Origin of the sequence: Komagataeibacter swingsii (assembly GCF_003207895.1) — a bacterium.
GTDB classification, from domain to species: Bacteria; Pseudomonadota; Alphaproteobacteria; order Acetobacterales; family Acetobacteraceae; genus Komagataeibacter; species Komagataeibacter swingsii.
In genome coordinates this window covers 74,144-96,606 of record NZ_NKUB01000007.1, presented here as the reverse complement: position 1 = coordinate 96,606, position 22,463 = coordinate 74,144, and the positions used below count along the sequence as shown (strand labels likewise).

Here is a 22,463-nt window from a genome sequence, read left to right as displayed (position 1 = left end):
GGCGCGGTCCGCATGCAGGTGGTCAATGTCGCCCGATCCCCACCGGAAGGGTGTCCACGACCGCTGCAAAAACACCCCGGCCATTATTAATTCTGGCTTTTGGGGCAATCATTCTTTATGCACCGGCCTTCTCCCTGACGCATGAACACGGGCCGGCGGCCAGTTTCCTTCCTGCGTCGCCCATGTTCTTCATGTTTTTGTCCGGATTGCCCGATACATGCCGTTTCCCGAAACCCACCCCGCCCTGCAACGCGCGCTGGACGAGCGTGGGTACGACAACCCCACCCCCGTCCAGACAGCCGTGCTGGATGTCGCCGCCGAAGGGCGCGACCTGCTTGTTTCCGCCCAGACCGGGTCGGGCAAGACCGTCGCCTTCGGGCTGGCCATGGCCGATACCCTGCTGGGTGGGGCCGAACATTTTGGCCCGGCGGGTCCGCCACTGGCCGTCATCATCGCGCCGACGCGCGAACTGGCCATGCAGGTCACGCGCGAACTGACATGGCTGTACGCGCCTGCGGGCGGGCGGATCGTATCGTGCATTGGCGGCATGGACGCGCGGCGTGAAGCGCGTGCGCTGCAGATGGGCGCGCATATCGTGGTCGGCACGCCCGGCCGGCTATGCGATCACCTGTCGCGCGGGCGCCTGGACATGTCCCAGTTGCGCGTGGTCGTGCTGGATGAAGCGGACGAGATGCTTGACCTCGGCTTCCGTGACGAGCTTGAGCAACTGCTTGACGCCATGCCCAAGACGCGGCGCACGCTGCTGTTCTCGGCCACCATCGCCAAGGAAATCGCATCCCTTGCGCGCCGTTACCAGAACGACGCCGTGCGCATCGACACCCTGTCGGGCGCCAAGCAGCACGCCGATATCGAATACCGCGCCGTCGTGGCCGATGCGCGTGAACTGATCCCCGCCGTGGTCAACGTGCTGCGCTATACCGACAGCCAGACCACCATGGTGTTCTGCGCCACGCGCGAGATGGTGCGCCACATGCAGGCGGCACTGGTCGAGCGCGGCTTCTCCTCCGTCGCGCTGTCGGGTGAGCTGGGCCAGAACGAGCGCACGCGCGCCATCGACAGCCTGCGCAAGGGCCAGGCCAATGTGTGCGTCGCAACCGACGTGGCCGCCCGTGGCATCGACATCCCCGCCCTGGCGCTGGTGATCCACGCCACCCTGCCGACCGATCCGGCCACCCTGCTGCACCGTTCGGGCCGCACGGGCCGCGCGGGACGCAAGGGCGTGTGCGTGCTGATGGTGCCCATGTCGCAGCGCCGCCGCGCCGAGCGCCTGATGCAGGGTGCCAAGATCACGGCCACATGGTCCGGCGTGCCGACGGCGGCCGATATCCGCGCCAATGACGCCAGGCGCCTGCTGGCCGATCCCGTCCTGAACGAGGACGTGGCGGAAGCGGACAGGGAACTGGTTGGCCAACTGGTTGAAGGCCGCACCAGTGAACAGCTTGCCGCAGCCCTTTTGCAGATGTATCGCGCCCGCCTGCCCGCGCCGGAAAACGTGCGCCACATTACGCCCGACGCCCCGCGCCCCGTGCGTGAGCGTAGCGAGCGTGACGGCCCCCGCCCCACCCGCGACAGCTATGCCAGCGCCGAACCGGGCGCCTGGTTCGCCATGAATGTGGGCCGGCAGGAAAAGGCCGACCCCAAATGGCTGATCCCGCTGATCTGCCGCCTGGGCGGCGTGCGCAAGGCGGATATCGGTGCGATCCGCATCAACGATAACCAGACCCTGTTCGAGATCACCCCGGATTCGACCGAGAAATTCCGTTCGTGCATTGCCGCGATCGAGAATGACGAAGTGCAGATCACACCCGCCAGCGCACCTGCTGGTGGCGGCGCACGCCGTGGTGGCCCGCCGCCGCGTGGCGGGCGTCCGTTCGGGCGCAAGCCCGGTGGTGGCCGCCCCGGTGGCGGGTTTGGCGGGCCGCCGCGCGGGGCCGCGTCCTCACGCAAGCGTCCGCGTTCGTAAGCGTGGACGCAACCCGATCAAATATGCCATGTTTCCTTCATGCCCGGTTCAGCCGGGCATGTCTGTTTTCATGACCATGTGACCGGAATGGGCCTGCCGTTGTTCAACCTCCGCCATCCCGTCCCCTGCCTGTTCAGCCTTCTGGCGCTGCTGGCCGCAGCCCCGGCCAGGGCTGCACCCGATACCGCGCTGGGCCGCGAACTGGCGGCCGCCACCGGGCATTACGCACCGGAGACCGACCTGTTCGGGCAAGGGCCGCTGGCCACCATCGTGAAACGGAAACTGGGGGCGCAGTACGACAGCTTCATCCAGAACATGGAAGTGGCAGGCCCGCTGGAAGCCGCGGGCGACGTCCTGTTCATCACCGGCAACCGGCGGCATGAAGGCGGCAGCCGCAATGCATGGCTGCTGATTGACCGGGCGGGACGCAACATGACGATCGGGCTTCTCAACCCCGGCGCGCTCTCGCTTTACACAACCGGGCCGGTCCCGCTGGCCAAACCGGCCGATGTGCGGACCCTGATCGAAAACCTTGATGCCGCCCCGCCGTTCTGTAACCAGCCGCAGGACCTGCCGCCGGGCGGACGACTGGACTGGCAGGGCACGCTGGAAGCAGGGGGCACATGCGTATATCGCATCGGCCTGCATCAGGGCGAGCAGGTGACGGCGCGGCTGGACGCCCCCGGTAACGGGCTGGAACTACGGGTTATTGACCCCCATCAGGGCCATGGGGGCGTCACGCGGTCATGGACCGTGCCGCGCGATGACCTCTACCTTGTCTCGGTTGCCCCACGTCCCGGCGCCCCGGCGCGGGAGAGACACGCCTACCGCTTGCGCATCGACACGCATTCCTGACAAAAAAAGTCCGTCCCCTTCCGGGAACGGACCCTGAAACAGCCGGATGCGACCGACCGGCACGATGCGTGCCGGTGGCCTCCCCTTACTGGTTGTTGCCACCATCCAGAAAATTATTGAGATTGGAACTGGTCTGGCTCTTCAGGTCATCCCAGCGCTGGCGTTCGGCGCTACCTGCGTTGCGCAGGCTGTCCAGACGGTTTTTCGGGGCATTGCGAATCGCATCCAGCCGGTCGCGGCCATTCTGGATCTTGTCGTCAACGCGGCTGCGCGCATCCTCCAGCTTCTGCTTTTCCGCATCGCGGGCATTGTCCCAACGCCCCACCGTGTTGTCATGCAGGCTGTTCACCTTATCGTCGTAATCCTGCCTGAGGTTCTGCTGGCGGTCCCGCAGGCGGCTATCCGCGCAGTTGCCGGCCTGCGCCGCACGGCCCAGCAGATCCCATTTCGGCGTGTCCTGGCCATTGTCGCACTCAGACGCCATGGCCCCCACGGATCCCCCGATGGTTGCCCCGGCCAGGGACAGGGCAAGAAGATATTTATGGAATTTCATCACCAGAACCTTGGATCAATTGTTTTTCTACATGAACTTTACAAAGGTCATAGACCATATCTCGGTCAGAAATATGACAGTGCACCAGCTTCCTGCCTGAATATAGTAATCAATTCGCCAATGCCCAGCGCATGGAACACATGCCACCCTTCGTACTGGCGCAGGCAAACCCGCCACGCGTGGTGGACATGCCGCAATAATGCAACTATGTGACACGGACAAGCACGCACGCCCATGCCTGAATCCCGGTATCGGTCCGTTGTGAAAAGGCGGCGGTGCGCAATACCTGTTCCTTGGCGGTCCCTGTCCCATGTGGAATGAACCTTATCTTGAAACGTGCTGCCGGTCAGCCCTGCACCGCCTGAAACTGAGCGGCCATGGCGGTCGCCCGGCCCACGTGCCTGATGCGCCCTGCCTGAACCGGCTCAGCCAGATGGGGCTGGCGCGCAGCGAGGGGAACGAGCGCTTCATCCTGACCGGGGCGGGCAATGCGCGCCACCGGGCCGAAATACTGAAATTACCCGCATGATCAGCCATGACGACATCTGGCGCGCCATCGACCGGCTGGCCGCGGAACGGGGACTGACCCCTTCCGGCCTTGCACGGGCGGCGGGACTGGACAGCACGACCTTCAATCCCTCCAAGCGGATCACGCCATCGGGCCGTCCGCGCTGGCCCGGAACGGAAAGTCTGGCGCGCACGCTATCGGCCACGGGCATTTCGTTTGAAGGGTTCAGTCGCCTGCTGTCAGGCCACCATGACCCCGATGTATCGACCAAGGCCCATCATTCCCACCTCAGGATCGCCCCGTTCTCGCAGCTCGCCCGCCCCGAACTGTTTGATGAAACCGGGCTGCCGGAGGGCGAACGATGGGAAAAGTGGGAATTCCACGGCATGGCCGACCACCATTCCTATGCCGTGCACGTGGATTGCGACACCATGGAACCGATCTTCCGCAAGGGCGGCACGCTGGTCATTTCCCCGACCGCGGCAATCCGTGTGAACGACCGCGTCCTGCTTCACACCCCGCAGGGCGCGTCATGCTGCGGGGTGGTGCGCGAACGCTGGCACGACGCGCCGGTGACCGCCCCCCTGCACGAACTGGTGCGCATAAAGGGGCTGGCCGCGATCGAGGGGGAGGAAATCATCCTTGATGGCGCGACCCGCATCCACCGCATCACAATGGCCTGCATGTAACATTGCACGCAGGCGGCAATATTTTCCGTATTATCGTGACAGGTAGCGGCTGACTTTCCTCCCGATTTACACTATGTCTCGCCCATGACCGACACGCCCCTCTCCCTGATCCGCAATTTCTCGATCATCGCGCATATCGACCATGGGAAATCCACCCTGGCCGACCGCCTGATCCAGGCCTGCGGCGCGCTGACACAGCGGGAAATGACCAACCAGGTTCTGGACAACATGGACCTGGAACGTGAACGCGGCATCACCATCAAGGCGCAGACCGTGCGCCTGTCCTACCCTGCCGAAGATGGCAAGACGTATGTCCTGAACCTTATGGACACGCCGGGCCATGTGGACTTCGCGTATGAGGTCAGCCGCTCGCTTGCCGCGTGCGAGGGATCGCTGCTGGTGGTCGATGCGTCGCAGGGGGTGGAAGCGCAGACGCTGGCCAACGTGTACCAGGCCATCGACGCCAACCACGAGATCGTGCCGGTCCTGAACAAGGTCGATCTGCCCGCCGCCGACTGCGCGCGCGTGAAGGAACAGATCGAGGAAGTGGTGGGCATTGACGCCGAGGACGCCGTCGAGGTCTCGGCCAAGACCGGCCTGAACATCGAGGCCGTGCTGGAGGCGCTGGTCAAGCGCCTGCCGCCGCCCACGGGTGATGCCGAGGCCCCGCTCAAGGCGCTGCTGGTCGATAGCTGGTATGACCCGTATCTGGGCGTCATCACGCTGGTGCGCGTGAAGGCAGGGCGGCTCAAGCGCGGCATGCGCATCCGCATGATGTCCACCGGCGTGGTCCACCAGGTGGATCAGGTGGGCGTATTCGCCCCGCGCATGACCAACGTGGATGAACTTGGCCCGGGCGAGATCGGCTACATCAACGCCGCGATCAAGACCGTGGCCGACACCAACGTGGGCGACACCATTACCGACGACCGTCGCCCCGCCAGCGAGCCACTGGCAGGCTTCAAGCCATCCATACCCGTGGTGTGGTGCGGCATGTACCCCATCGTGGCCGATGATTTTGAAAAGCTGCGCGACAGCCTGGCCAAGCTGCGGCTGAATGACGCATCGTTCCACTACGAGGCCGAGACGTCCGCCGCCCTTGGCTTCGGCTTCCGCTGCGGGTTCCTTGGCCTTCTGCACCTTGAGATCATCCAGGAACGCCTCAGCCGCGAATTCGACCTTGACCTGATCGCGACCGCCCCTTCGGTCGTCTACAAGATGCAGCTGACCAATGGCGAGACGGCGGAACTGCACAACCCCGCCGACATGCCCGACCTGTCGCTGATCGAGAAGATCGAGGAACCGTGGATCAAGGCCACCATCATGGTGCCCGACGAATACCTGGGCGCGGTGCTGACCCTGTGCAGCGAACGGCGTGGCGTGCAGGAAGACCTGACCTATGTCGGCAACCGCGCCATGGCGGTCTATCGCCTGCCGCTGAACGAGGTCGTATTCGACTTCTATGACCGCCTGAAATCGGTCACCCGCGGTTACGCCAGCTTCGATTACCAGATGGACGGGTATGAGGAGAGCGACCTCGTGCGCATTTCCATCCTGGTCAATCAGGAGCCGGTGGATGCCCTGTCCTTCATCGCCCACCGCTCGGCGGCCGAAACGCGCGGGCGTTCGATCTGCGCCAAGCTGAAGGAACTGATCCCCCGCCAGCTGTTCAAGATTGCGGTGCAGGCCGCGATCGGCAGCCGGATCATCGCGCGTGAGACCATTGGCGCCATGTCCAAGGACGTGACGGCGAAATGCTATGGCGGCGACATTTCGCGCAAGCGCAAGCTGCTGGAAAAGCAGAAGGAAGGCAAAAAGCGCATGCGTCAGTTCGGCAAGGTCGAAATCCCGCAGAGCGCCTTCCTTGCCGCGCTGAAGATGGACCAGTAACCCCGCGCCCCGGCCTGTCGCCCCACAATCGTGACAGGTCGGGCGGACATGGCGTTTTCCACTTGCGCCAATGAAAATTGATGATATGTTCCGCACGCATCGGACCCCACCCATCCTGATACAGGATGGCATATAGTCCGGTACCGGCTGGAGAGATGGCCGAGCGGCTTAAGGCGCACGCTTGGAAAGCGTGTGTACGTTAATAGCGTACCGTGGGTTCGAATCCCACTCTCTCCGCCATATTTCAATTCCCCTTATGAAATTCAGCCAGTTGGCCCTACCCGGCGTTATGGTTGTGTAGGATGCGGTGACATGTGCCGCATCACATGCCGCAGGGTATGAATGACATGCATGATATTGTCCGCTGCCCCTGCGGGGAGAATATGCCGCCATGCATCATGTGGTGTCCGCCTGCATATCAGGACATCGGTGGGCATGACCGGCTGGTTACGCTTATTATGAAGCCGGGGCGCGCTTCTGCTCGACCGGCAGGCCAGCAGCAATCATTGCCCCGAAATACCCTTGCGTCGGGGCATCGGGATATTGTGTGTTCCGGAGCGTGGTATTCTCGGTCCCGGCCTGTATCAGCATATGCCCCGCAACATCTTGCCGGTTAGAGGCTGTTTGAAAACAAATTATTGATAAAAAACAATAAAAGTTTTTGGGTGCCGCCTTTTTTCTCAAAAAGGCGGCGTTCTTTCGAAGCTTTTGCAAAAAGCTTCACCAAAAACTTCTTTTAATTTTAAAGCGCTATCATGATATGACTTTTCAAACTGTCTCTTCAAAAATGTTGATTATTTGAAATATTCAGCCATTATTAATAGTCGAAGATAAAATTTCAGGAAGCCGACTTCACATCACTGGTCCGGTGCCGGGGCAAAGCGATAACTCTCGGTCTGCCGTTCTAGAGCGCGGACCATATTATACGGCACGGTCATTTTAAAACGCCCGGCAAGCGTATTCCAACGATCGGCCACAGATTGAATATCCGTCTGGTATGGCATTGTTGCAGGCAACTGCTCGGTCCAGGCAAGAATGGGGCCGGAACCGAACAGTATGCCACTTGTCGCCGCGACCAATACGATTGTCAGCAGGCGACGCGTGGGGGATGGGGTACGGGAACGGGTCATCAGAATTGAAAATATATAAAGGGCGCGACACCGCTTGGTCCTGCGGCATCAATCATTAATACACAGATACCAAAGACAAGGGCCAGAACCCAGTCCGGCGTGCGCTGCACAACAGGAAACGCGGCGATGCGTTCAGGCATGTTTCCGGACACAAAATGCAAACCAATGCCAATCGCGATCAGGCCCAGCGTAAAAGGGGTGACCTGCGCGAAACTGCCTGGTGTCAGGGGTGTCATGGCCTGCAGGTAAAGCCGGACACTTTCCAGATCTTCCGCATGGAAAAACAGCCATGTGAAACAGACGAAATGGAATATCAGCAGCACGGACATCACGCGGAAAATACCGCGCGTATTTTCCAGACGCTTGGAAAAAGGGCGCTCCAGTGCAAGCCACACGCCATGCAAACCACCCCATATGACAAATTTCATGGCGGCCCCATGCCACAAGCCCCCCAGAAGCATGGTCAATATAAGGTTGAAAATCGTGCGGCGCGAACCACGCCGGTTTCCACCCAGAAGCGCTATGTAAAGATAGTCACGCAGCCAGAAAGAAAGTGTCATGTGCCAGCGATGCCAGAAATCGCGCAGAGACGCACTACGATAAGGCTGGTTGAAGTTCTGCGGGAACGTGAAACCCAGCAAGGCCGCCAGACCGATGGCGATATCCGTATAACCGGAAAAATCACAGAAGATCTGCACGGCGAACCCGTAAAGTGCGAATAATAGATCCAGCGTGGAAAAGCTTGCGGGATCAGCAAAAACCGGATCGACAAGCTGCGTTCCCAAATAGCTGGCCAGTATAACCTTTTTAAAAAGCCCACCCGCAATCATCAACAGGGCCTTTGCCATGGGGGGCGGATTGCCTGATGGCCGCTCCAGTTGCGGCAGGAATTGGGACGACCGTACGATCGGTCCGGCCACAAGTTGTGGAAAAAAGGACATGTACAGCATCATGTCGGTAAAGCGACGGCATCGCGTGACCTTGTCATGATACACATCAACAATGTAGCTGATGCCATGAAAGGTAAAAAATGAAATGGCGACTGGCAAAAGAATTTCAATGAGCGGAACAGGTTCCCCCCAGCCGATATCACGCGCCGCCCTGTTGAAGGAAGTCGCAAAGAAATCGTAATACTTGAAGAATGCCAGAACCAGTAGCTGGATGCCTATCCCGCCGCCAACCATCCATTTACGCAGGCGGGGCTGGTCTTTTCCAGGCAACCATCGGCCGACAGAATAACTGACGGCCGTGCTGAACAGGAGAAGGAAACAGAATTTCCAGTTCCAGAAAGCATAAAAAACATAGCTTGCGGCAACCAGAAAAACCTTCTTGAGTTCCCACAGGCCACCAATCAATGCCAGGATGACAGTAACGGCAATAAAAAATAAGGCAAAGTTAAGTGTAGGAAAAAGCATTATTTTTTATGTTTCAGTGAAGACCATATCGTGTAGCCATGCATCAGGTCATTATACAATGACAGCGCAGTCTGCTGATAGCCCGGCTTCAGCAGGTGGACATGGTCCTTCGCGGCGATTGGTGGGTTACGCGCACCCCAGGCAAGAATGGCGCAGCGCCCATCAGGGCGGGCGGGGTCCGCCATGGCCTGGCGCCAGTCCCACTGCATCCAGTGGTTACGGCGTGCGATATCCGTCTGCGCCTGACGGACAGTGTCAAGGGCGGCTGGCGTGGCGAATCCCCTGCCTGTGGGGGCCAGTTGTTCGCACGACCGGATGGATGGGGGCAGCCGTTCCTGGCGAACACCATCCGGGGGCAGCACGACCACAAGGCCGGCCATGGGGGCGGCGCCATGCAGCGTCTGTATGATCTGTTCGTATCGGGCCGAATATGAATCGAAAGCCGTCGAGGTATTGAACCCCTCGTTGGTGCCAAAGGCGACAATCAGCAGGCTTGGGTTCAGGTGCCTGATCTCTTCCGATAATATTTCAGGATCGACCCGGCTCAGGATATCGATGGTGGAGCCTGTAATCCCCAGATTGGAATACAGGATTCCCGGCGCTGGCCGTCCCGGGCCGCCTTTTGCGACTTCCCAGCCCAGCACATCCACCGGACCATCCCCCATGGCGGAAACGGTAACGGACCGCGTATCGGGGGTGGTTGGCATGCGAAGCCACATGGCGTCGGAATTCCGGGTCGAAGCGGTTGAAACGACGGTACGCCCGCCATCATCCGCCTGAACGACAAGCTGGCCGCCCCCGGGCTGGCTGAGGAATTCCACCATGCCACGCCCCAGCCCCCCTGCCTCGTCGGCGGTAATGGTCATGCTGGCGGGTCTGTCCGCATGCTGCCTGACCAGACTGATGCCCCATGGACCGGCGGCTGTCTTGCTGAACGCACTGACGGGCGTCCATCCTGTTGACGTAACCGTAACCTGCGCGGGGTGGTAATAGCGGAACGGGACGCCGGGCTGTAAAAACCCCCGGCCGGCATTCTGAAAATCGTTTTGCAACTGGGTGCGCATCTGGTCGCTGAACGCATCGTTCGCCGTATGGCTGTCGCCAATCTGCAATATGGTAACAGGTTCCGTCGCCCTGCCATTCTGCAATGCATCCAGAGCCTTGTAAAAAGGCACGACAGACGCATAGCGACCGATTTTTTCATGGGCCGGAACCGGGTTACGGGCTGCCGCGCACCCCATTAACAGCATTGCACAAAATAGCGGCAAGGAGCAGTTACGGAGCAGACTGGTGCCCAGGCTACGGCGAGAGAATGACACGGACATCCCAGTAAAAATTCTCAATAGCGAACGTCTACCATGGGATACGGTCCGTGTAACCAGATATTTTCAATACCTGACCGGCACCGGGCCATGCCCGGTCTGGTGTTCATGCCATCCGGGCACGGACTGAATTTCCCGTTTCAGCAAACCCGTGCGGGCACGACCAGCACATGCGCCATCATGATAACATTTTTCAAGTAATGTCGAATGATTACCATGAAAATGCCATGGATTATTTCTTTGGATATCCATGCCGGCATGAACTGGCATCACGGTGGCGGTTCCATGACGACGCAAGGAAAAAGAGCATTGCCGACAGGTGCAGGACACGCGCTTTCACGAACGGAGGATGGCGATGCGGGAACCCCTGATCAAGGTGGCACGTTCATGTGGCAGGACAGCGCCACAGGATCCGCGGCGCATGGTACCGGAGATTTCCCGGCGCCACGGGAACGGCGCGACATGGCGGGCATGGCAGCCGACAGGAAAACATCCCGGATGCGCTTTGTGGGCATATCAGAAACATGGAGACACCCGCCCGCATGCCGGCGAAACGGCGGTCGGCACCAGCACCCCGCCCCGGGCCGCCACACGGACATCTGGTCAAGATGCATCAGGGAAAAGGCAGGCTGTTACAGACTGCAATCAAGCCGCAACACAAACCCCATGACCAGAGCGGAATTCTGGTGTTTATCCATTTTAAAATATCTGTTATTGCCCACAATCATGCGGTATATTTTACAGCCTTTCAAGCACTGGATGGCAACTCTTTCCGCCATCGCTTCTATTGCCACTTTTTCCTTGGCAACAGTATCTTGTCAGGCGTCTGATATTTCAGAACAGTCATCGCTGGCGGACGAAGTCGCCATGGCCGTCCCCACGAAGCACGGGCAGACGGCCCTTTTCCACCCGCTTTCCCCCAGTGACGCCGCCCGTATCCGCACAGCCTTTGATGATCAGTCCGCCGGCAATTTTGGCCAGGCGGATGACCTGCTGAAACAGCTGAAGGATAACAGCCTGGCCGGCACGGTCCTGGCCGAACGGTGCATCCATGCGTCGTATGCCTGTGCGACCCCCATGCTGGAAGACTGGCTGGCGCATTACCGGGACCTGCCCTCGGCCCCCATGATGCAGGCGTTGCTGGAATCCCGCACCGACCTGCCCGCAAATGCATCAACCCGATACCCGGTCGCAGCGCCTGCCAGTTGGAATGGGGCTTCGGGGGGGAGCATCAGCGCGGCGGATGCGCAAAACCTTTATATACAGGGGCAGGATCAGGCTGTTCTCAGCAAGGCCATGGCCACGCCCGCCCCCAGGGATGCAAGCGGCAGGGTGGCGTTCTATGCGGGCCTGTCGGCGTGGCGGCTGGGGGAGATGCAGCAGGCCGAACGCCTGTTCGCGCTGGCAGCCAATGCCGATAACGGCGCCAGGGATTTACGGAGCGCCGCCTCCTGGTGGGCAAGCCGCGTAACCGCGCATGTTGGCGATATGAAAGACGCCATGCGCTGGCTGGTGCAAAGCGCCCGTTGCAAGGACTGCTTTTATGGGGTGCTCGCGCGCTACGCCCTCAATAAAAACAGCGCACGGATGTATGATGCGGGCGTGCCCACGGTTGTTGATGTCAGCGCGGTTTCCGCGCGGCCGGCAGGCCACCGTGCCCTGGCGCTCCTTCAGGTCGGCCGTGTGGATCTGGCCGAGGCCGAACTGCGCACCGACTGGGTCAGTGCGGAAAATACCAATGCGCGCCAGTCCATAGGCCTTATCGCGCACGCGGTCGGGGACGCGGCCGAAACATCCGATGCGGCGGCCAGTCGCGCGGGCACCAGCAGGCTTGTTCCCGGTCACGCCATTGACCTTCCGCAGCGCTTTACGCCACGCGGCGGGTTTGTGGTCGATCCGGCGCTGATATACGGGATTGTCTCCATTGAATCGCGTTTCCACCCCGCGGTCGTCTCCAGAAGTGGCGCAAGGGGGCTTATGCAGCTCATGCCACGTACAGCCGCGAATTTCGTCGGCGGCCGGAAGGAGGATTTAAGCAATCCTTCCATCAACCTGCAGGTCGGGCAGCGTTACCTGATGGCGCTTGCGCGCGATGGGCAGATCAATAACCATCTTATCCGCCTGCTGGCCAGCTATGCGGTCGGCCATACCGCAGTGGCCCACTGGAATGCCTCCGAACACAGCGAAAATGAATCCCTTGCCTTTCTGGAGGCCATTCCCAACCCCAGGATCCGGAACTGGATCGAGACCGTACTGCTCCATAGCTGGATGTATTCAGAAAAACTCAATCGCCGGCCCGTAAGCCTTGACCTGCTGGCCGAAGGCAAGCAGGCCAGCCTGCCGCTGGAAGCGGAAACATTCCTTCAGTAACGGGTTGATCCCCTTACAATACTTCATTCCCGGCGCGATATGGCTGGCGGCAGTCCCCATCGTGGCGCGTCGCAGCAGGCAATCGCGCGCATGCACAATGCCGGCAACGCCCCGCGTTCCATGCCGACCGCATGCCAATGCGCTGTTCTTCCGTACACTGGCAATGTTCCAGCATCCGCACCTGCCATGACCGGACTTTACTTCAAAATGGTCACATTTGCGGGCGATGCGTCACGAATTGTTTCGGGACAGATTGACGCATTTACAGGATCATAGTAAAGGGAAGAATCCAAGCTGCATTTTGGTTCATTATTGGTATATCATTAATAAAATATAGGGAATTATAAGTATTATGGCATATCAATGCATGAACCGTGCAATCAATACCTGGTAAGGTATAATATTTCCTAAAAAAATGCATTGCAGCCGCAGGCCGCTCCCTTCAGGATTTCCTGGTTAAATTTCAATTACCGCACACTAATCTGTCGCGAATACGTTTGAGGCGTTTATGATTTTTTCCCTCGGCTGGCTAAAAGAAAACAATGTGCTGCACGGTCGGCTTCGCCATTTCATACGCGCGACTGTTCTGGTTTCCGCGCTCTGCACTGGTGCCCACGCGCAAACCCCGGCAACCGTTCCTGAAAACGGGCCATCCCGATCCGGCGCCCCCGCTGCGGCACAGGCCCAGACGCCTGCCGCCCCCGCTCCCGCCACGGCACAGGCAGCGCCTGCCACGCCGCCGGATGCCGGTTCATCCCCAGCCGTGACCGCCCCGCCCCCGACACGGGCCTGTCATTCATCTTCGGGTGAAACCGGGCGGATACTGGTGATTGGCGATTCCCAGGCCCAGGGCCTGGCGGGTGGCCTGCGCTGGCTTTATCGTACGAACAGGAACATGCGTGTCCTGGACCACAGTAAAATTTCCACCGGCCTGATATCCGTATCATTTTATAACTGGCCAGATGAGGTCCACAAACTGGCGGCAAGCGAACATGCCGATGTCGCCGTGGTCATGTTTGGCGCCAATGACAGGCCGCCGGTCAGGGTACACGGTGTCGTGGACCAGGCCCAATTGGCGAATTTTACCAAAATTTATTCAGCCCGGGTGCGCGATATCATGACGACGCTCAAGAATGCCCACATACCGGTTATCTGGGTCGGGCATCCCATGGTGCGTGATGACGAATTTTCGGCTGACATGACAATCCTGAACACCATTTTCCAGGATCAGGCCACCCAGAATGGCGCCCAGTTTGTGCCGCTATGGACCGCTTTTTCCGATGACGGACATTTCTCCGCATATGGCGAAGGTGTGGATGGATCAAAAGTGCGCCTGCGTGCAGATGACGGTGTGCACCTGACCCCGAGTGGTTACCAGAAAGCGGCCAAGATACTGGAACCCCTGATCGCCTGCTACCAGCCCGATGCGGCGCAGAAAGCCAGGTCCACGGCGTCTCTTGTACCTGCTCCCCCGGCGACGGCAGGGAACCAACCCGCTTCGCCCGGCCCTTCGTGAAGGGCGCCTGAACACCCTGCCATTGGGCCAGCCCGTGAATGACAGGGACATCTCTGGAGAGAGCCTCTCCCCAAAACCGCACTGTCCGGAATTTTTATAATATACCCTTGCCCACGGCAACGGGCCACCGCTGCCCACAGCCCCTATCGCCCATGTTCCGTTCGTAACCCAGCCCGGCCCGACATCTTCTTCCTGCGCGCCAGACACAGGAACTGGTTCAGGGACAATCACGCCCTGAACTGTTCGTCTCAGGCATAACAATAATACAGTATAGCACCATCCCGGCCCTGCCCGCTTATGCCGGTATATTGATGCAGGGGGAGGAAGGGTTATCGACGTATCATTTTATTACAGATATCATGGATACGATCAGGCAGGGGGCAGCCGTTCCCTTGCCCCGCAGGGAAAAGCCCTTGCAGAATGTCGGGTCCGGCGCGTATCAGGCGCAACGACAGGGCATCGCGGTCAGGGAAGTATGTAGTTCGTTGGAAAAGAGTGATTTAAACGACAGCACCGGCAAGCCCGCGACAGGCAGGGTCGCCGTCGTGACGGGGGCGACCGGTGGTATCGGGCAGGCACTGGTACGGCGCATGATCGGGCGCGGCTACCAGGTAATCATATTATCCCGACAGGCGCAGGTTGACATGCCCGGTGTCTTGCCAGTCATGTGCGACCTGACCGATATGGACAGCATATGCAAGGCTGCCCAAGCGATTATCCAGCATGCGCCCCGACTGGATGTTATCGTACATTGCGCGGGCATCATCACACCCCGCCCGGTTGGCCAGTTGGGCACGCAGGAAATCGCCGACCAGATCGCGGTGGACCTGATCGCCCCGATCGAACTGACCAACGCCCTGCTGCCCGCGATGCGGGGCGGGGGGCATATCGTGTTCGTCAATTCCATGGCGGCGGTTTTTCCGCTGGCGGGCAGCAGCGTCTATACGGCGGCCAAATTCGGCCTGCGCGGTTTTGCCCGCGCGCTGGAACAGGAACTGCGCCCCCGGCGCATACGCGTGTCATCCATCTACCCCGCCAGCGTCAATACGCCCATGCTGCGCCATGAAATGGATGCAGGCGGGTCGATATACAATTTCATCGACCAGCCGCAGGAACCCGATGTCACGGCGCAACGGATTCTGGAATGCTGCGAGCGCGGCAGCCGGGAAATCTTCAGTTCCGTCTTTGACAAACTGTTCACCCATGCCTGCCTGGCGTCGCAGGGGCTGCTCAATCTCAGCCTTCCGGTCATGAAAATCCTGGGGCGGATGGGCTACCGCACCTATAGACGCCGCTCTTCACGCACCTGATCGACAGGACGGGAACTGTCCCATATGCCCTTGAAATCATAAAGACGTTTCTTGTGAAGCTTTTTTCCGAAAAGCTTCAGGGAACGCCGCCTTTTTGAAAAAAGGTGGCACCCAAAAACTTCTATTATTTTTTCAGGAATTCTCCAGCAGTTCACGGGCCAGCGCGTTATGCCGCCGGGCCAGCGCGGCCGGGTCATGCGCCGTGAACTGCCCGTCCCGGATCAGCACCCGGCCATTGACGATGCTGCACGACACCTTTCCCGGCGTGCAGAACACCAGTGCCGCCACCGGATCGGACTGCGCGCCCGCATGGTCGATCCCGCGCATGTCGAACGCCACGATATCCGCTGCCATGCCGGGGGCCAGATGGCCGACATCATCGCGCCCCAGCACCGCCGCCCCCCCACGGGTTGCCAGTTCCAGCACCTCACGCGCCTGCATCATGGGCTGGTTATCGCCCGTGGGCAGCAGGCGGCCCAGCAGCATGGCCTGACGGGCTTCCCCCAGCATATGGCTGCCATCGTTCGAAGCCGAACCATCCACCCCCAGCCCGACCCGCATGCCCGCCGCCACCATCCGGCGCACCGGGGCAATGCCCGACCCCAGCCGCATGTTGGAACACGGGCAATGCGCCATGCCGGTACGGGTCGCACCAAAACGGTGGATGCCCGCATCATCCAGCCGCACGCAATGGGCGTGCCAGACATCCTGGCCGATCCAGCCGGTATCCTCGGCGTACTCGGCGGGGGTCATGTTGAATTTCTCGCGGCTATAGGCAATGTCGCTGGCGTTTTCAGCCAGATGGGTATGCAGCATCGTGCCTGTCACACGGGCAAGGGCGGCGGCATTGCGCATAAGGTCCCGGCTGACCGAAAACGGCGAACACGGGGCCACGGCCACCCGCAACATCGCCAGTGGCGCGGGGTCGTGGTAGGTTTCGATCACGCGCTGCATGTCCGACAGGATGGCGTCCTCATCTTCCACCACGCGGTCGGGCGGCAGGCCGCCCTTGCTTTGTCCAACACTCATCGCGCCACGGGCGGCATGAAAACGCATGCCCATCTGCCCCGCCGCCTCGATTTCATCATCAAGCCGCGCCCCATTGGGAAACAGGTACAGATGGTCGCTGGTGGTGGTGCATCCCGACCACAGCAGTTCCGTCATGGCCGTGCAGGCGGAAACGCGGATCATCTCGGGCGTCAGGCCCGCCCATATGGGATAGAGCGCCTGCAGCCACCCGAACAGGGAGGCATCCTGTGCCGCGGGAATGACCCGCGTCAGGGTCTGGTACATATGGTGGTGGGTATTGACCATGCCGGGCATCACCACGTGTCCCGTCATATCAATGACATCATCGGCGGCGGGCAGCGGGTCCGCAGGGGTTCCGATGGCCACGACCTGCCGGTCACGCACCAGCACCCATCCCCCTTCGATTTCGCGCCTGTGGGCATCCATCGTAACCAGACGCAGCGCATTCCTGAGCAGAAGGGTGTGGGCCATGCATTACCACCTTGAAAATGAGTTCTAGATAACGGATTGATAGAAAATAATAAAAGTTTTTGGGTGTCGCCTTTTTCCCAAAAAGGCGACGTTCCGTGAAGCTTTTTGAAAAAAGCTTCACCAAAAACGTCTTTCTTTACGGGACATCTCATCGGCAGATTTCCGGGAAACGTTGCGTTTATGCAGGTTTTCCAGCCGATTGCCTATATGAAAGACCGCGACCGGCCCATTAGGCATATGCCTCGCCCATAGGGTAAAAAAGACAGTGGATGAACCGGCAGGCCCCGCCCATGTTCCATGGCGGGAAGCTGCCCACCCACCACGCCAGCATGAAGGAACCCAGGCAATGCCAGCAACCCCGTCTCCCCTGCATGTCGATCCGCTTGCATGGGGCCATGGTCCGCGTGTTTTCGAGGTTTTCCTTGAACCGACCTGCCCGTTTTCATGCCGTGCCTTCAACAAGCTGCCCGAACTGCTGGAAAAGGCTGGCGCGGACCGGATCACCATCAAGGTCCGCCTGCAGTCCCAGCCATGGCATATGTTTTCCGGTGTCATCATCCGGTGCATCCTTGCAGCCGCCACCCTGGAAGGGGGCAAGGAGACGGCCCGCACCGTCATGGCGGCGGTGGCGGCGCACCGCGAGGAATTCGAATTTACCGATCACTGCGCCGGTCCCAACATGGATGCGACACCAAACGACATCATCAGGCGGATCGAACATTATAGCGGCGTCAAGCTGGCGGCGGCCTTTGCCGTGCCGGACCTGCAGAAAGCCATCAAGTGGCAGTGCAGATACAGCCGCCAGAACGGTATCCACGTCTCCCCCACCTTCATGGTGGACGGCCTGATCGACCCCGCCATCAGCAGTGGCGATACGGTCGAGGCATGGATGGAGCGTATTTTCGCCTGAACGGCTTATTTAACTTTCCAGCAGCAGTTTCTGGTGAAGCTTTTTTGAAAAAAGGCGGCCCCGCCAGAAACTTCTGTCATGCCTGATCAACCGTAATCCGGCGCGCCACAGGCGCATTGCATGAATTACTGCATTTCTGGGAAAGATGGTGCCGGGTGAGGGATTTGAACCCCCGGCCTTCGGTTTACAAAACCGCTGCACTACCACTGTGCTAACCCGGCATCACAGTGAAGCATGCCCACAATCGGAGGCTTCACCGCACCTGTTCCCCCTTTTTGCCGAAATGCCCTGCATGGTCAAGCGGGATTCCACCCTTTAGCGCGCGGCCTTCCGCTGCGCCCATACGGCACGGATATGGTCGCGTTCCGCACGGCTCAGGGTGGCGGAAACCGGGCTGGTCGCCTGCCGCGCCACAGGGGCCTTGCGCACCCGTGTGACATGGCGCGCGGGCCGCGCGGCATGGGGCGCGATCCCGGCTGCCGGGTTTTCGTTCACCTCCCTGATCGCGGCCGCGCACGATGACTGCTTGCCCACCCCCGCCTCGATCGTGGGCAGCAGGCCCACGGGGGAGAACACGAAACCCGTCAGCACGGACGCCACGGCGCGGCCGATCACCTCGGCGCCGGGCATGATGCTGGGATGCCTGAGCGGCCCGGTAATGTGCAGCGGGCCGGGAAAGGACGCGATGGCGAAATGGCGCGAACGTGTCAGCAGGGCATATTTTATGGTGTTGTCACTGAAGTTGATGTCCCCCTTGCCCACGGTGGAGGTATCGCCCGTTTCCAGCAGCATGACATTGGTATGGAACACACCGTCGCGCAGCGGCATGTCCGCGACCAGGCATTTCAGGTCGGTCTTGGCTGGCAGGCCAAGGGCGGACAGCAGCGCCTTGCCCAGCTCCAGCCCCAGCAGGTCGGGCAGGATGGCGGAAATATCCCCGCCTTCATCCAGCGCCAGCGTCACGCCGCCATTGCCGTCGCCCACGATCTGCGCCAGCGACTGCCCATGGCCATGCACCATGACATGGCCGCCAATCGTCCCCTGCCCCTGGTAATTGCCCAGCGCCTGCATGAGGCGCGACAGGTCGATCTGCTCCATGTCGACCCGGATGCGGGCATCCACCCCGTTGCCCTGCGGCACGAAGGTGCCACTGCTGGCAAGCTTTCCCTTGCCCACGCCAAAGTTCAGGTGATGGACATCGATCGTGCCATCGCGGATATCCACCAGCGCGTCGATGTTGTCCAGCGGCACATGCCGGTTTTCGATATGGTCCCCGTGATAGGCCAGATGGACATTGGTGGCCTCCAGCCTGGGCAGGTTGATGGGCGTGGTGGGCAGGACCGCGCCGCTGGCCTCATGCGCCTTCTGTTCCGCCGCCTGCTGCGTGGTGGAGGGATGTTCCCCCGGCGTCGCGCCAAAGAATCCGCCAAGGTCGGCAAGGTCCACATGGCGTGAATGCAGATCGGCATCCACGAACGTCACCACCTGGTGTGGATCGACACTCAGCGTGCCGCCAAGGTCGCTGGACCCGACCGTGCCCTCGAAATCATGGAAGCGCACGCGCTGGTCATGGTAATCAAGGCTGCCCGCCACATGGTATGGCGGTGTCTGCGGGATGACCACGCCCGTCAGCGGATACAGCAGCGACATGTCCGGCCCCGCCAGCGCCAGCTTCAGGCGCGCGCCACGGAATGACAGCGGGTCATCCACCGACCCCACCAGCGTCAGATGCGTGGGGCCGTGATGCACTGCGACATCAATGGGATAGGGCCGCGTCCTGTCCGCCAGTGACACCAGCGCCCCGCCGGAAAAATGCCCCGTAATGGCCTGCCCGGTATAGGTGCCGCGCACCTCCGCCACGATGCGGGGCTGCGTATCCCCCTTTGCCGGTATGGTATGCACCTGCGCGCGCATGTCGCTGCGCAGGCCCGCATGCACGAAATGCAACTGGCCTTCGGCAATGTCCAGTTCCCCGATCTGCGGCATGGGGGTGGACCCGCCATCTCCGCCGCCGGGGAAATGGTAATTGGCGCGGCCGTCACGCTTTTCATCCAGTTCCACCACCGGCCGGTCCAGCGCGATCACCGGCAGGTCGACCCTGCCCCCCAGCAGGCGCCACAGGTTGACCCCGACCATCAGGTGGTCCGCCGTGGCGAAGGGCGGCAGGGTGTCAAACCCCTCGGGTTCATCAATACGCACGTCATCGGCGGTGATGCGGATCACGCGGCCCGGATGCACATGCAGGTGCGCGATCGTGACCCTGCGCCCCAGCGCGGCACCCGCCCGGCGTTCGACCAGCGGGATGAACCAGTCCCATGACCAGAAAATGGCCAGCGCCATGATCGCAACCGCCAGGACCCCCAGTAATGGAAACCGTATCTGCGCCAGCACGCCACGCCGCCGCGTGCCGGGTGTTCCATCCTGACGGTCCGGTTCTGGCATGCCGCGCGCGCTCCTTGTGCAATGACGGGTAAGGTATCAGATGAACGGGTGGCCGCAGGGGGAGTTGCGATCCCCGCCCGCCGGGTCGGTGGCAGGTTTGGACTGGCGCGCAGGCCGCGCGTCCTGTATGCGGTCAGGCAATATTATTCCCCTATGCTAACCCCTTTGTCGCGAGAGGTCACTGTCATGCCCGCCTATCGTTCCCGCACTACGACCCATGGCCGCAACATGGCCGGTGCGCGCAGCCTGTGGCGTGCAACCGGCATGAAGGACGGTGACTTCGGCAAGCCGATCATCGCCATCGCCAATTCGTTCACGCAGTTCGTGCCCGGTCATGTCCACCTCAAGGACCTGGGCCAGCTCGTGGCCGGCGCCGTGGCCGAAGCCGGCGGCATCGGGCGGGAGTTCAACACCATCGCGGTGGATGACGGCATCGCCATGGGCCATGGCGGCATGCTGTACAGCCTGCCGTCGCGCGAACTGATCGCGGATGCGGTGGAATACATGGTCAACGCCCACTGCGCCGATGCGCTGGTATGCATAAGCAACTGCGACAAGATCACGCCGGGCATGCTGATGGCGGCGATGCGGCTGAACATCCCGGCCATCTTCGTCTCCGGCGGGCCGATGGAAGCGGGCAAGATCATCAATAACGGCACCGAGCAGCAGGTTGACCTGATCACGTCGATGGTGGCGGCGGCCAATGCGGATGTGACGGATGAACAGTCGGCCACGATCGAACGCTCCGCCTGCCCCACCTGCGGGTCGTGCTCGGGCATGTTCACCGCCAATTCCATGAACTGCCTGACCGAGGCGCTGGGCCTGGCCCTGCCGGGCAATGGCAGCCTTGTGGCCACCCACGCCGACCGCCGCGAACTGTTCATGCGCGCGGGGCGCGAGATCGTGGCGCTGGCCCGCCGGTGGTATGAAAACGACGACGCCACCGCCCTGCCGCGTGGCATCGCCACCAAGGCCGCGTTTGAAAACGCCATGTCGGTCGATATCGCCATGGGCGGGTCAACCAACACCGTGCTGCACCTGCTGGCGGCCGCGCATGAGGGCAAGGTGCATTTCACCATGTCCGACATCGACCGCCTGTCCCACAAGGTGCCCAACCTGTGCAAGGTCTCGCCCTCGCGCATGGATATCCACATGGAGGACGTGCACCGCGCCGGCGGCATTCCCGCCATCATGGGCGAACTGGCCCGCATGGGCCTGCTGCACATGGATGCCCCCAACGTGCATGCCCCCAGCATGGCGGCGGCACTGGCGAAGTGGGATATCAGCACCGATACGGTGGATGAGGACGCACGCACCTTCTTCCGCGCCGCCCCCGGCGGCGTGCGCACCACGGAAGCCTTCTCGCAGGCCAGCCGTTACAAGGCGCTGGATACCGACCGTGCCAATGGCGCGATCCGTGATGCGGACCATGCCTACAGCCAGGATGGCGGCCTTGCGGTGCTGTTCGGCAACCTTGCCGAAGACGGCGCCATCGTGAAGACCGCGGGCGTTGCCGACAACCTGCTGACCTTTACCGGCCCGGCCCGCATTTTCGAAAGTCAGGACGCGGCCGTGTCCGCCATCCTTGGCGACAGGATCGTGCCGGGTGACGTGGTGGTGATCCGCTACGAAGGGCCGAAGGGCGGGCCGGGGATGCAGGAAATGCTGTATCCGACCAGCTACCTGAAATCCAAGGGGCTGGCTGAAAAATGCGCCCTGATTACCGATGGCCGCTTTTCTGGCGGCAGTTCGGGGCTGTCGATCGGCCATATCTCGCCCGAGGCGGCCGAAGGCGGCATCATCGGGCTGCTGGAGGAAGGCGATACGATCGAGATCGACATCCCCAACCGCGTCCTGCGCACCACCGTAAGCGATGCGGACCTTGCCGCCCGCCGCGACGCGATGGAGGAACGGGGTGAGCGCGCATGGCAGCCGGACCGGCAGCGCGAAGTCTCCGTCGCCCTTCAGGCCTACAGCGCCCTGACCACCAGCGCCGCGCGCGGCGCCGTGCGCGATGTCAGCCAGCTTGGCCGCCGTACCAGCCGCTGATCCATCTGGCGCCCCGGGCG

The 22,463-nt window shown here is 61.2% G+C and carries 18 protein-coding genes and 2 tRNA genes; 12 read left to right on the top strand and 8 right to left on the bottom strand.

The features are described 5' to 3' along the window. Positions 1 to 217: 217 nt before the first annotated feature. Positions 218 to 1,984, top strand: coding sequence for a DEAD/DEAH box helicase (locus CFR76_RS07625; protein WP_110556589.1), 1,767 nt, complete (start codon positions 218 to 220; stop codon positions 1,982 to 1,984). Positions 1,985 to 2,023: 39 nt separating this feature from the next. Continuing rightward, positions 2,024 to 2,839, top strand: coding sequence for a hypothetical protein (locus CFR76_RS07620; protein ID WP_244191829.1), 816 nt, complete (start codon positions 2,024 to 2,026; stop codon positions 2,837 to 2,839). Positions 2,840 to 2,924: 85 nt separating this feature from the next. On the opposite strand, the gene CFR76_RS07615 is transcribed toward CFR76_RS07620, so the two are convergent. Next, positions 2,925 to 3,392: a hypothetical protein gene (locus tag CFR76_RS07615; RefSeq protein WP_110556588.1), complete on the bottom strand. Its 468-nt coding sequence runs from the start codon at positions 3,390 to 3,392 to the stop codon at positions 2,925 to 2,927. A gap of 310 nt (positions 3,393 to 3,702) precedes the next feature. Here CFR76_RS07615 and CFR76_RS07610 point away from each other — a divergent pair, with 310 nt between their 5' ends. The 4 genes from CFR76_RS07610 (at position 3,703) to CFR76_RS07595 (ending at position 6,719) form a co-directional block, all read left to right on the top strand. Beyond that, positions 3,703 to 3,921 (top strand): hypothetical protein, encoded by a 219-nt coding sequence (locus CFR76_RS07610; protein WP_110556587.1) that lies wholly within the window; start codon positions 3,703 to 3,705, stop codon positions 3,919 to 3,921. Beyond that, positions 3,918 to 4,589, top strand: coding sequence for a helix-turn-helix transcriptional regulator (locus tag CFR76_RS07605; RefSeq protein WP_110556586.1), 672 nt, complete (start codon positions 3,918 to 3,920; stop codon positions 4,587 to 4,589). Before CFR76_RS07610 ends, CFR76_RS07605 begins: the two co-directional genes overlap by 4 nt. A gap of 84 nt (positions 4,590 to 4,673) precedes the next feature. Then, positions 4,674 to 6,479 carry a translation elongation factor 4 gene (gene lepA / locus CFR76_RS07600; RefSeq protein WP_025439598.1) on the top strand — a complete coding sequence of 602 codons (1,806 nt, stop codon included), beginning with the start codon at positions 4,674 to 4,676 and terminating at the stop codon, positions 6,477 to 6,479. 149 nt (positions 6,480 to 6,628) lie between these two features. Further along, positions 6,629 to 6,719: transfer RNA gene (locus CFR76_RS07595), tRNA-Ser, on the top strand. Between the two features lie 617 nt (positions 6,720 to 7,336). On the opposite strand, the gene CFR76_RS17980 is transcribed toward CFR76_RS07595, so the two are convergent. From CFR76_RS17980 to CFR76_RS17700, 4 genes are all read right to left on the bottom strand, one after another. Next, a complete protein-coding gene (locus tag CFR76_RS17980) occupies positions 7,337 to 7,609 on the bottom strand; it encodes a hypothetical protein (protein ID WP_167402077.1) in 273 nt (90 codons plus the stop codon). Next, positions 7,609 to 9,024: an MBOAT family O-acyltransferase gene (locus tag CFR76_RS07590; protein ID WP_110556585.1), complete on the bottom strand. Its 1,416-nt coding sequence runs from the start codon at positions 9,022 to 9,024 to the stop codon at positions 7,609 to 7,611. Before CFR76_RS07590 ends, CFR76_RS17980 begins: the two co-directional genes overlap by 1 nt. Further along, positions 9,024 to 10,199 (bottom strand): GDSL-type esterase/lipase family protein, encoded by a 1,176-nt coding sequence (locus CFR76_RS07585; protein WP_110556632.1) that lies wholly within the window; start codon positions 10,197 to 10,199, stop codon positions 9,024 to 9,026. The genes CFR76_RS07590 and CFR76_RS07585 overlap by 1 nt, the downstream gene beginning before the upstream one ends. Before the next feature lie 213 nt (positions 10,200 to 10,412). After that, positions 10,413 to 10,616 (bottom strand): hypothetical protein, encoded by a 204-nt coding sequence (locus tag CFR76_RS17700; RefSeq protein WP_146222649.1) that lies wholly within the window; start codon positions 10,614 to 10,616, stop codon positions 10,413 to 10,415. Positions 10,617 to 10,870: 254 nt separating this feature from the next. On the opposite strand from CFR76_RS17700, the gene CFR76_RS18385 reads away from it, so the two are divergent. The 4 genes from CFR76_RS18385 to CFR76_RS07565 all read left to right on the top strand — a co-directional run bounded on the left by CFR76_RS18385 (position 10,871) and on the right by CFR76_RS07565 (position 15,542). After that, on the top strand, positions 10,871 to 11,176 hold the full coding sequence (locus tag CFR76_RS18385; protein ID WP_244191828.1) for a hypothetical protein: 306 nt from the start codon (positions 10,871 to 10,873) through the stop codon (positions 11,174 to 11,176). Positions 11,177 to 11,213: 37 nt separating this feature from the next. After that, on the top strand, positions 11,214 to 12,716 hold the full coding sequence (locus CFR76_RS07575; RefSeq protein ID WP_244191827.1) for a lytic transglycosylase domain-containing protein: 1,503 nt from the start codon (positions 11,214 to 11,216) through the stop codon (positions 12,714 to 12,716). Between the two features lie 763 nt (positions 12,717 to 13,479). Further along, positions 13,480 to 14,232, top strand: coding sequence for an SGNH/GDSL hydrolase family protein (locus CFR76_RS07570; protein ID WP_456305903.1), 753 nt, complete (start codon positions 13,480 to 13,482; stop codon positions 14,230 to 14,232). 485 nt (positions 14,233 to 14,717) lie between these two features. Next, the gene (locus CFR76_RS07565) at positions 14,718 to 15,542 is read left to right on the top strand and encodes an SDR family NAD(P)-dependent oxidoreductase (RefSeq protein WP_244191825.1); all 825 of its coding nucleotides are present in this window, start codon (positions 14,718 to 14,720) and stop codon (positions 15,540 to 15,542) included. Between the two features lie 132 nt (positions 15,543 to 15,674). Here CFR76_RS07565 and CFR76_RS07560 read toward each other — a convergent pair whose 3' ends face one another. After that, the gene (locus CFR76_RS07560) at positions 15,675 to 17,042 is read right to left on the bottom strand and encodes an 8-oxoguanine deaminase (protein WP_110556582.1); all 1,368 of its coding nucleotides are present in this window, start codon (positions 17,040 to 17,042) and stop codon (positions 15,675 to 15,677) included. 346 nt (positions 17,043 to 17,388) lie between these two features. Between CFR76_RS07560 and CFR76_RS07555 the strand changes: the two genes are divergently transcribed. After that, positions 17,389 to 17,952, top strand: coding sequence for a DsbA family protein (locus CFR76_RS07555; RefSeq protein ID WP_110556581.1), 564 nt, complete (start codon positions 17,389 to 17,391; stop codon positions 17,950 to 17,952). Between the two features lie 146 nt (positions 17,953 to 18,098). Here CFR76_RS07555 and CFR76_RS07550 read toward each other — a convergent pair. Together CFR76_RS07550 and CFR76_RS07545 are read right to left on the bottom strand one after the other, a co-directional pair. After that, a tRNA-Thr gene (locus CFR76_RS07550) sits at positions 18,099 to 18,173 on the bottom strand. A gap of 94 nt (positions 18,174 to 18,267) precedes the next feature. Beyond that, on the bottom strand, positions 18,268 to 20,394 hold the full coding sequence (locus CFR76_RS07545) for an AsmA family protein (protein ID WP_110556580.1): 2,127 nt from the start codon (positions 20,392 to 20,394) through the stop codon (positions 18,268 to 18,270). 186 nt (positions 20,395 to 20,580) lie between these two features. Between CFR76_RS07545 and ilvD the strand changes: the two genes are divergently transcribed. Beyond that, positions 20,581 to 22,443, top strand: coding sequence for a dihydroxy-acid dehydratase (gene ilvD / locus CFR76_RS07540; RefSeq protein WP_110556579.1), 1,863 nt, complete (start codon positions 20,581 to 20,583; stop codon positions 22,441 to 22,443). The last annotated feature ends 20 nt before the right edge of the window (positions 22,444 to 22,463 follow it).

Bases quoted from the DNA above. Each gene is read 5' to 3' on its own strand.
- CFR76_RS07625 (WP_110556589.1), top strand. From the start codon at position 218: ATGCCGTTTCCCGAAACCCACCCCGCCCTGCAACGCGCGCTGGACGAG.
- CFR76_RS07620 (WP_244191829.1), top strand. From the start codon at position 2,024: ATGCCCGGTTCAGCCGGGCATGTCTGTTTTCATGACCATGTGACCGGA.
- CFR76_RS07615 (WP_110556588.1), bottom strand. From the start codon at position 3,392: ATGAAATTCCATAAATATCTTCTTGCCCTGTCCCTGGCCGGGGCAACC.
- CFR76_RS07610 (WP_110556587.1), top strand. From the start codon at position 3,703: ATGTGGAATGAACCTTATCTTGAAACGTGCTGCCGGTCAGCCCTGCAC.
- CFR76_RS07605 (WP_110556586.1), top strand. From the start codon at position 3,918: ATGATCAGCCATGACGACATCTGGCGCGCCATCGACCGGCTGGCCGCG.
- lepA (WP_025439598.1), top strand. From the start codon at position 4,674: ATGACCGACACGCCCCTCTCCCTGATCCGCAATTTCTCGATCATCGCG.
- CFR76_RS17980 (WP_167402077.1), bottom strand. From the start codon at position 7,609: ATGACCCGTTCCCGTACCCCATCCCCCACGCGTCGCCTGCTGACAATC.
- CFR76_RS07590 (WP_110556585.1), bottom strand. From the start codon at position 9,024: ATGCTTTTTCCTACACTTAACTTTGCCTTATTTTTTATTGCCGTTACT.
- CFR76_RS17700 (WP_146222649.1), bottom strand. From the start codon at position 10,616: ATGCCAGTTCATGCCGGCATGGATATCCAAAGAAATAATCCATGGCAT.
- CFR76_RS18385 (WP_244191828.1), top strand. From the start codon at position 10,871: ATGGAGACACCCGCCCGCATGCCGGCGAAACGGCGGTCGGCACCAGCA.
- CFR76_RS07575 (WP_244191827.1), top strand. From the start codon at position 11,214: ATGGCCGTCCCCACGAAGCACGGGCAGACGGCCCTTTTCCACCCGCTT.
- CFR76_RS07560 (WP_110556582.1), bottom strand. From the start codon at position 17,042: ATGGCCCACACCCTTCTGCTCAGGAATGCGCTGCGTCTGGTTACGATG.
- CFR76_RS07555 (WP_110556581.1), top strand. From the start codon at position 17,389: ATGCCAGCAACCCCGTCTCCCCTGCATGTCGATCCGCTTGCATGGGGC.
- CFR76_RS07545 (WP_110556580.1), bottom strand. From the start codon at position 20,394: ATGCCAGAACCGGACCGTCAGGATGGAACACCCGGCACGCGGCGGCGT.
- ilvD (WP_110556579.1), top strand. From the start codon at position 20,581: ATGCCCGCCTATCGTTCCCGCACTACGACCCATGGCCGCAACATGGCC.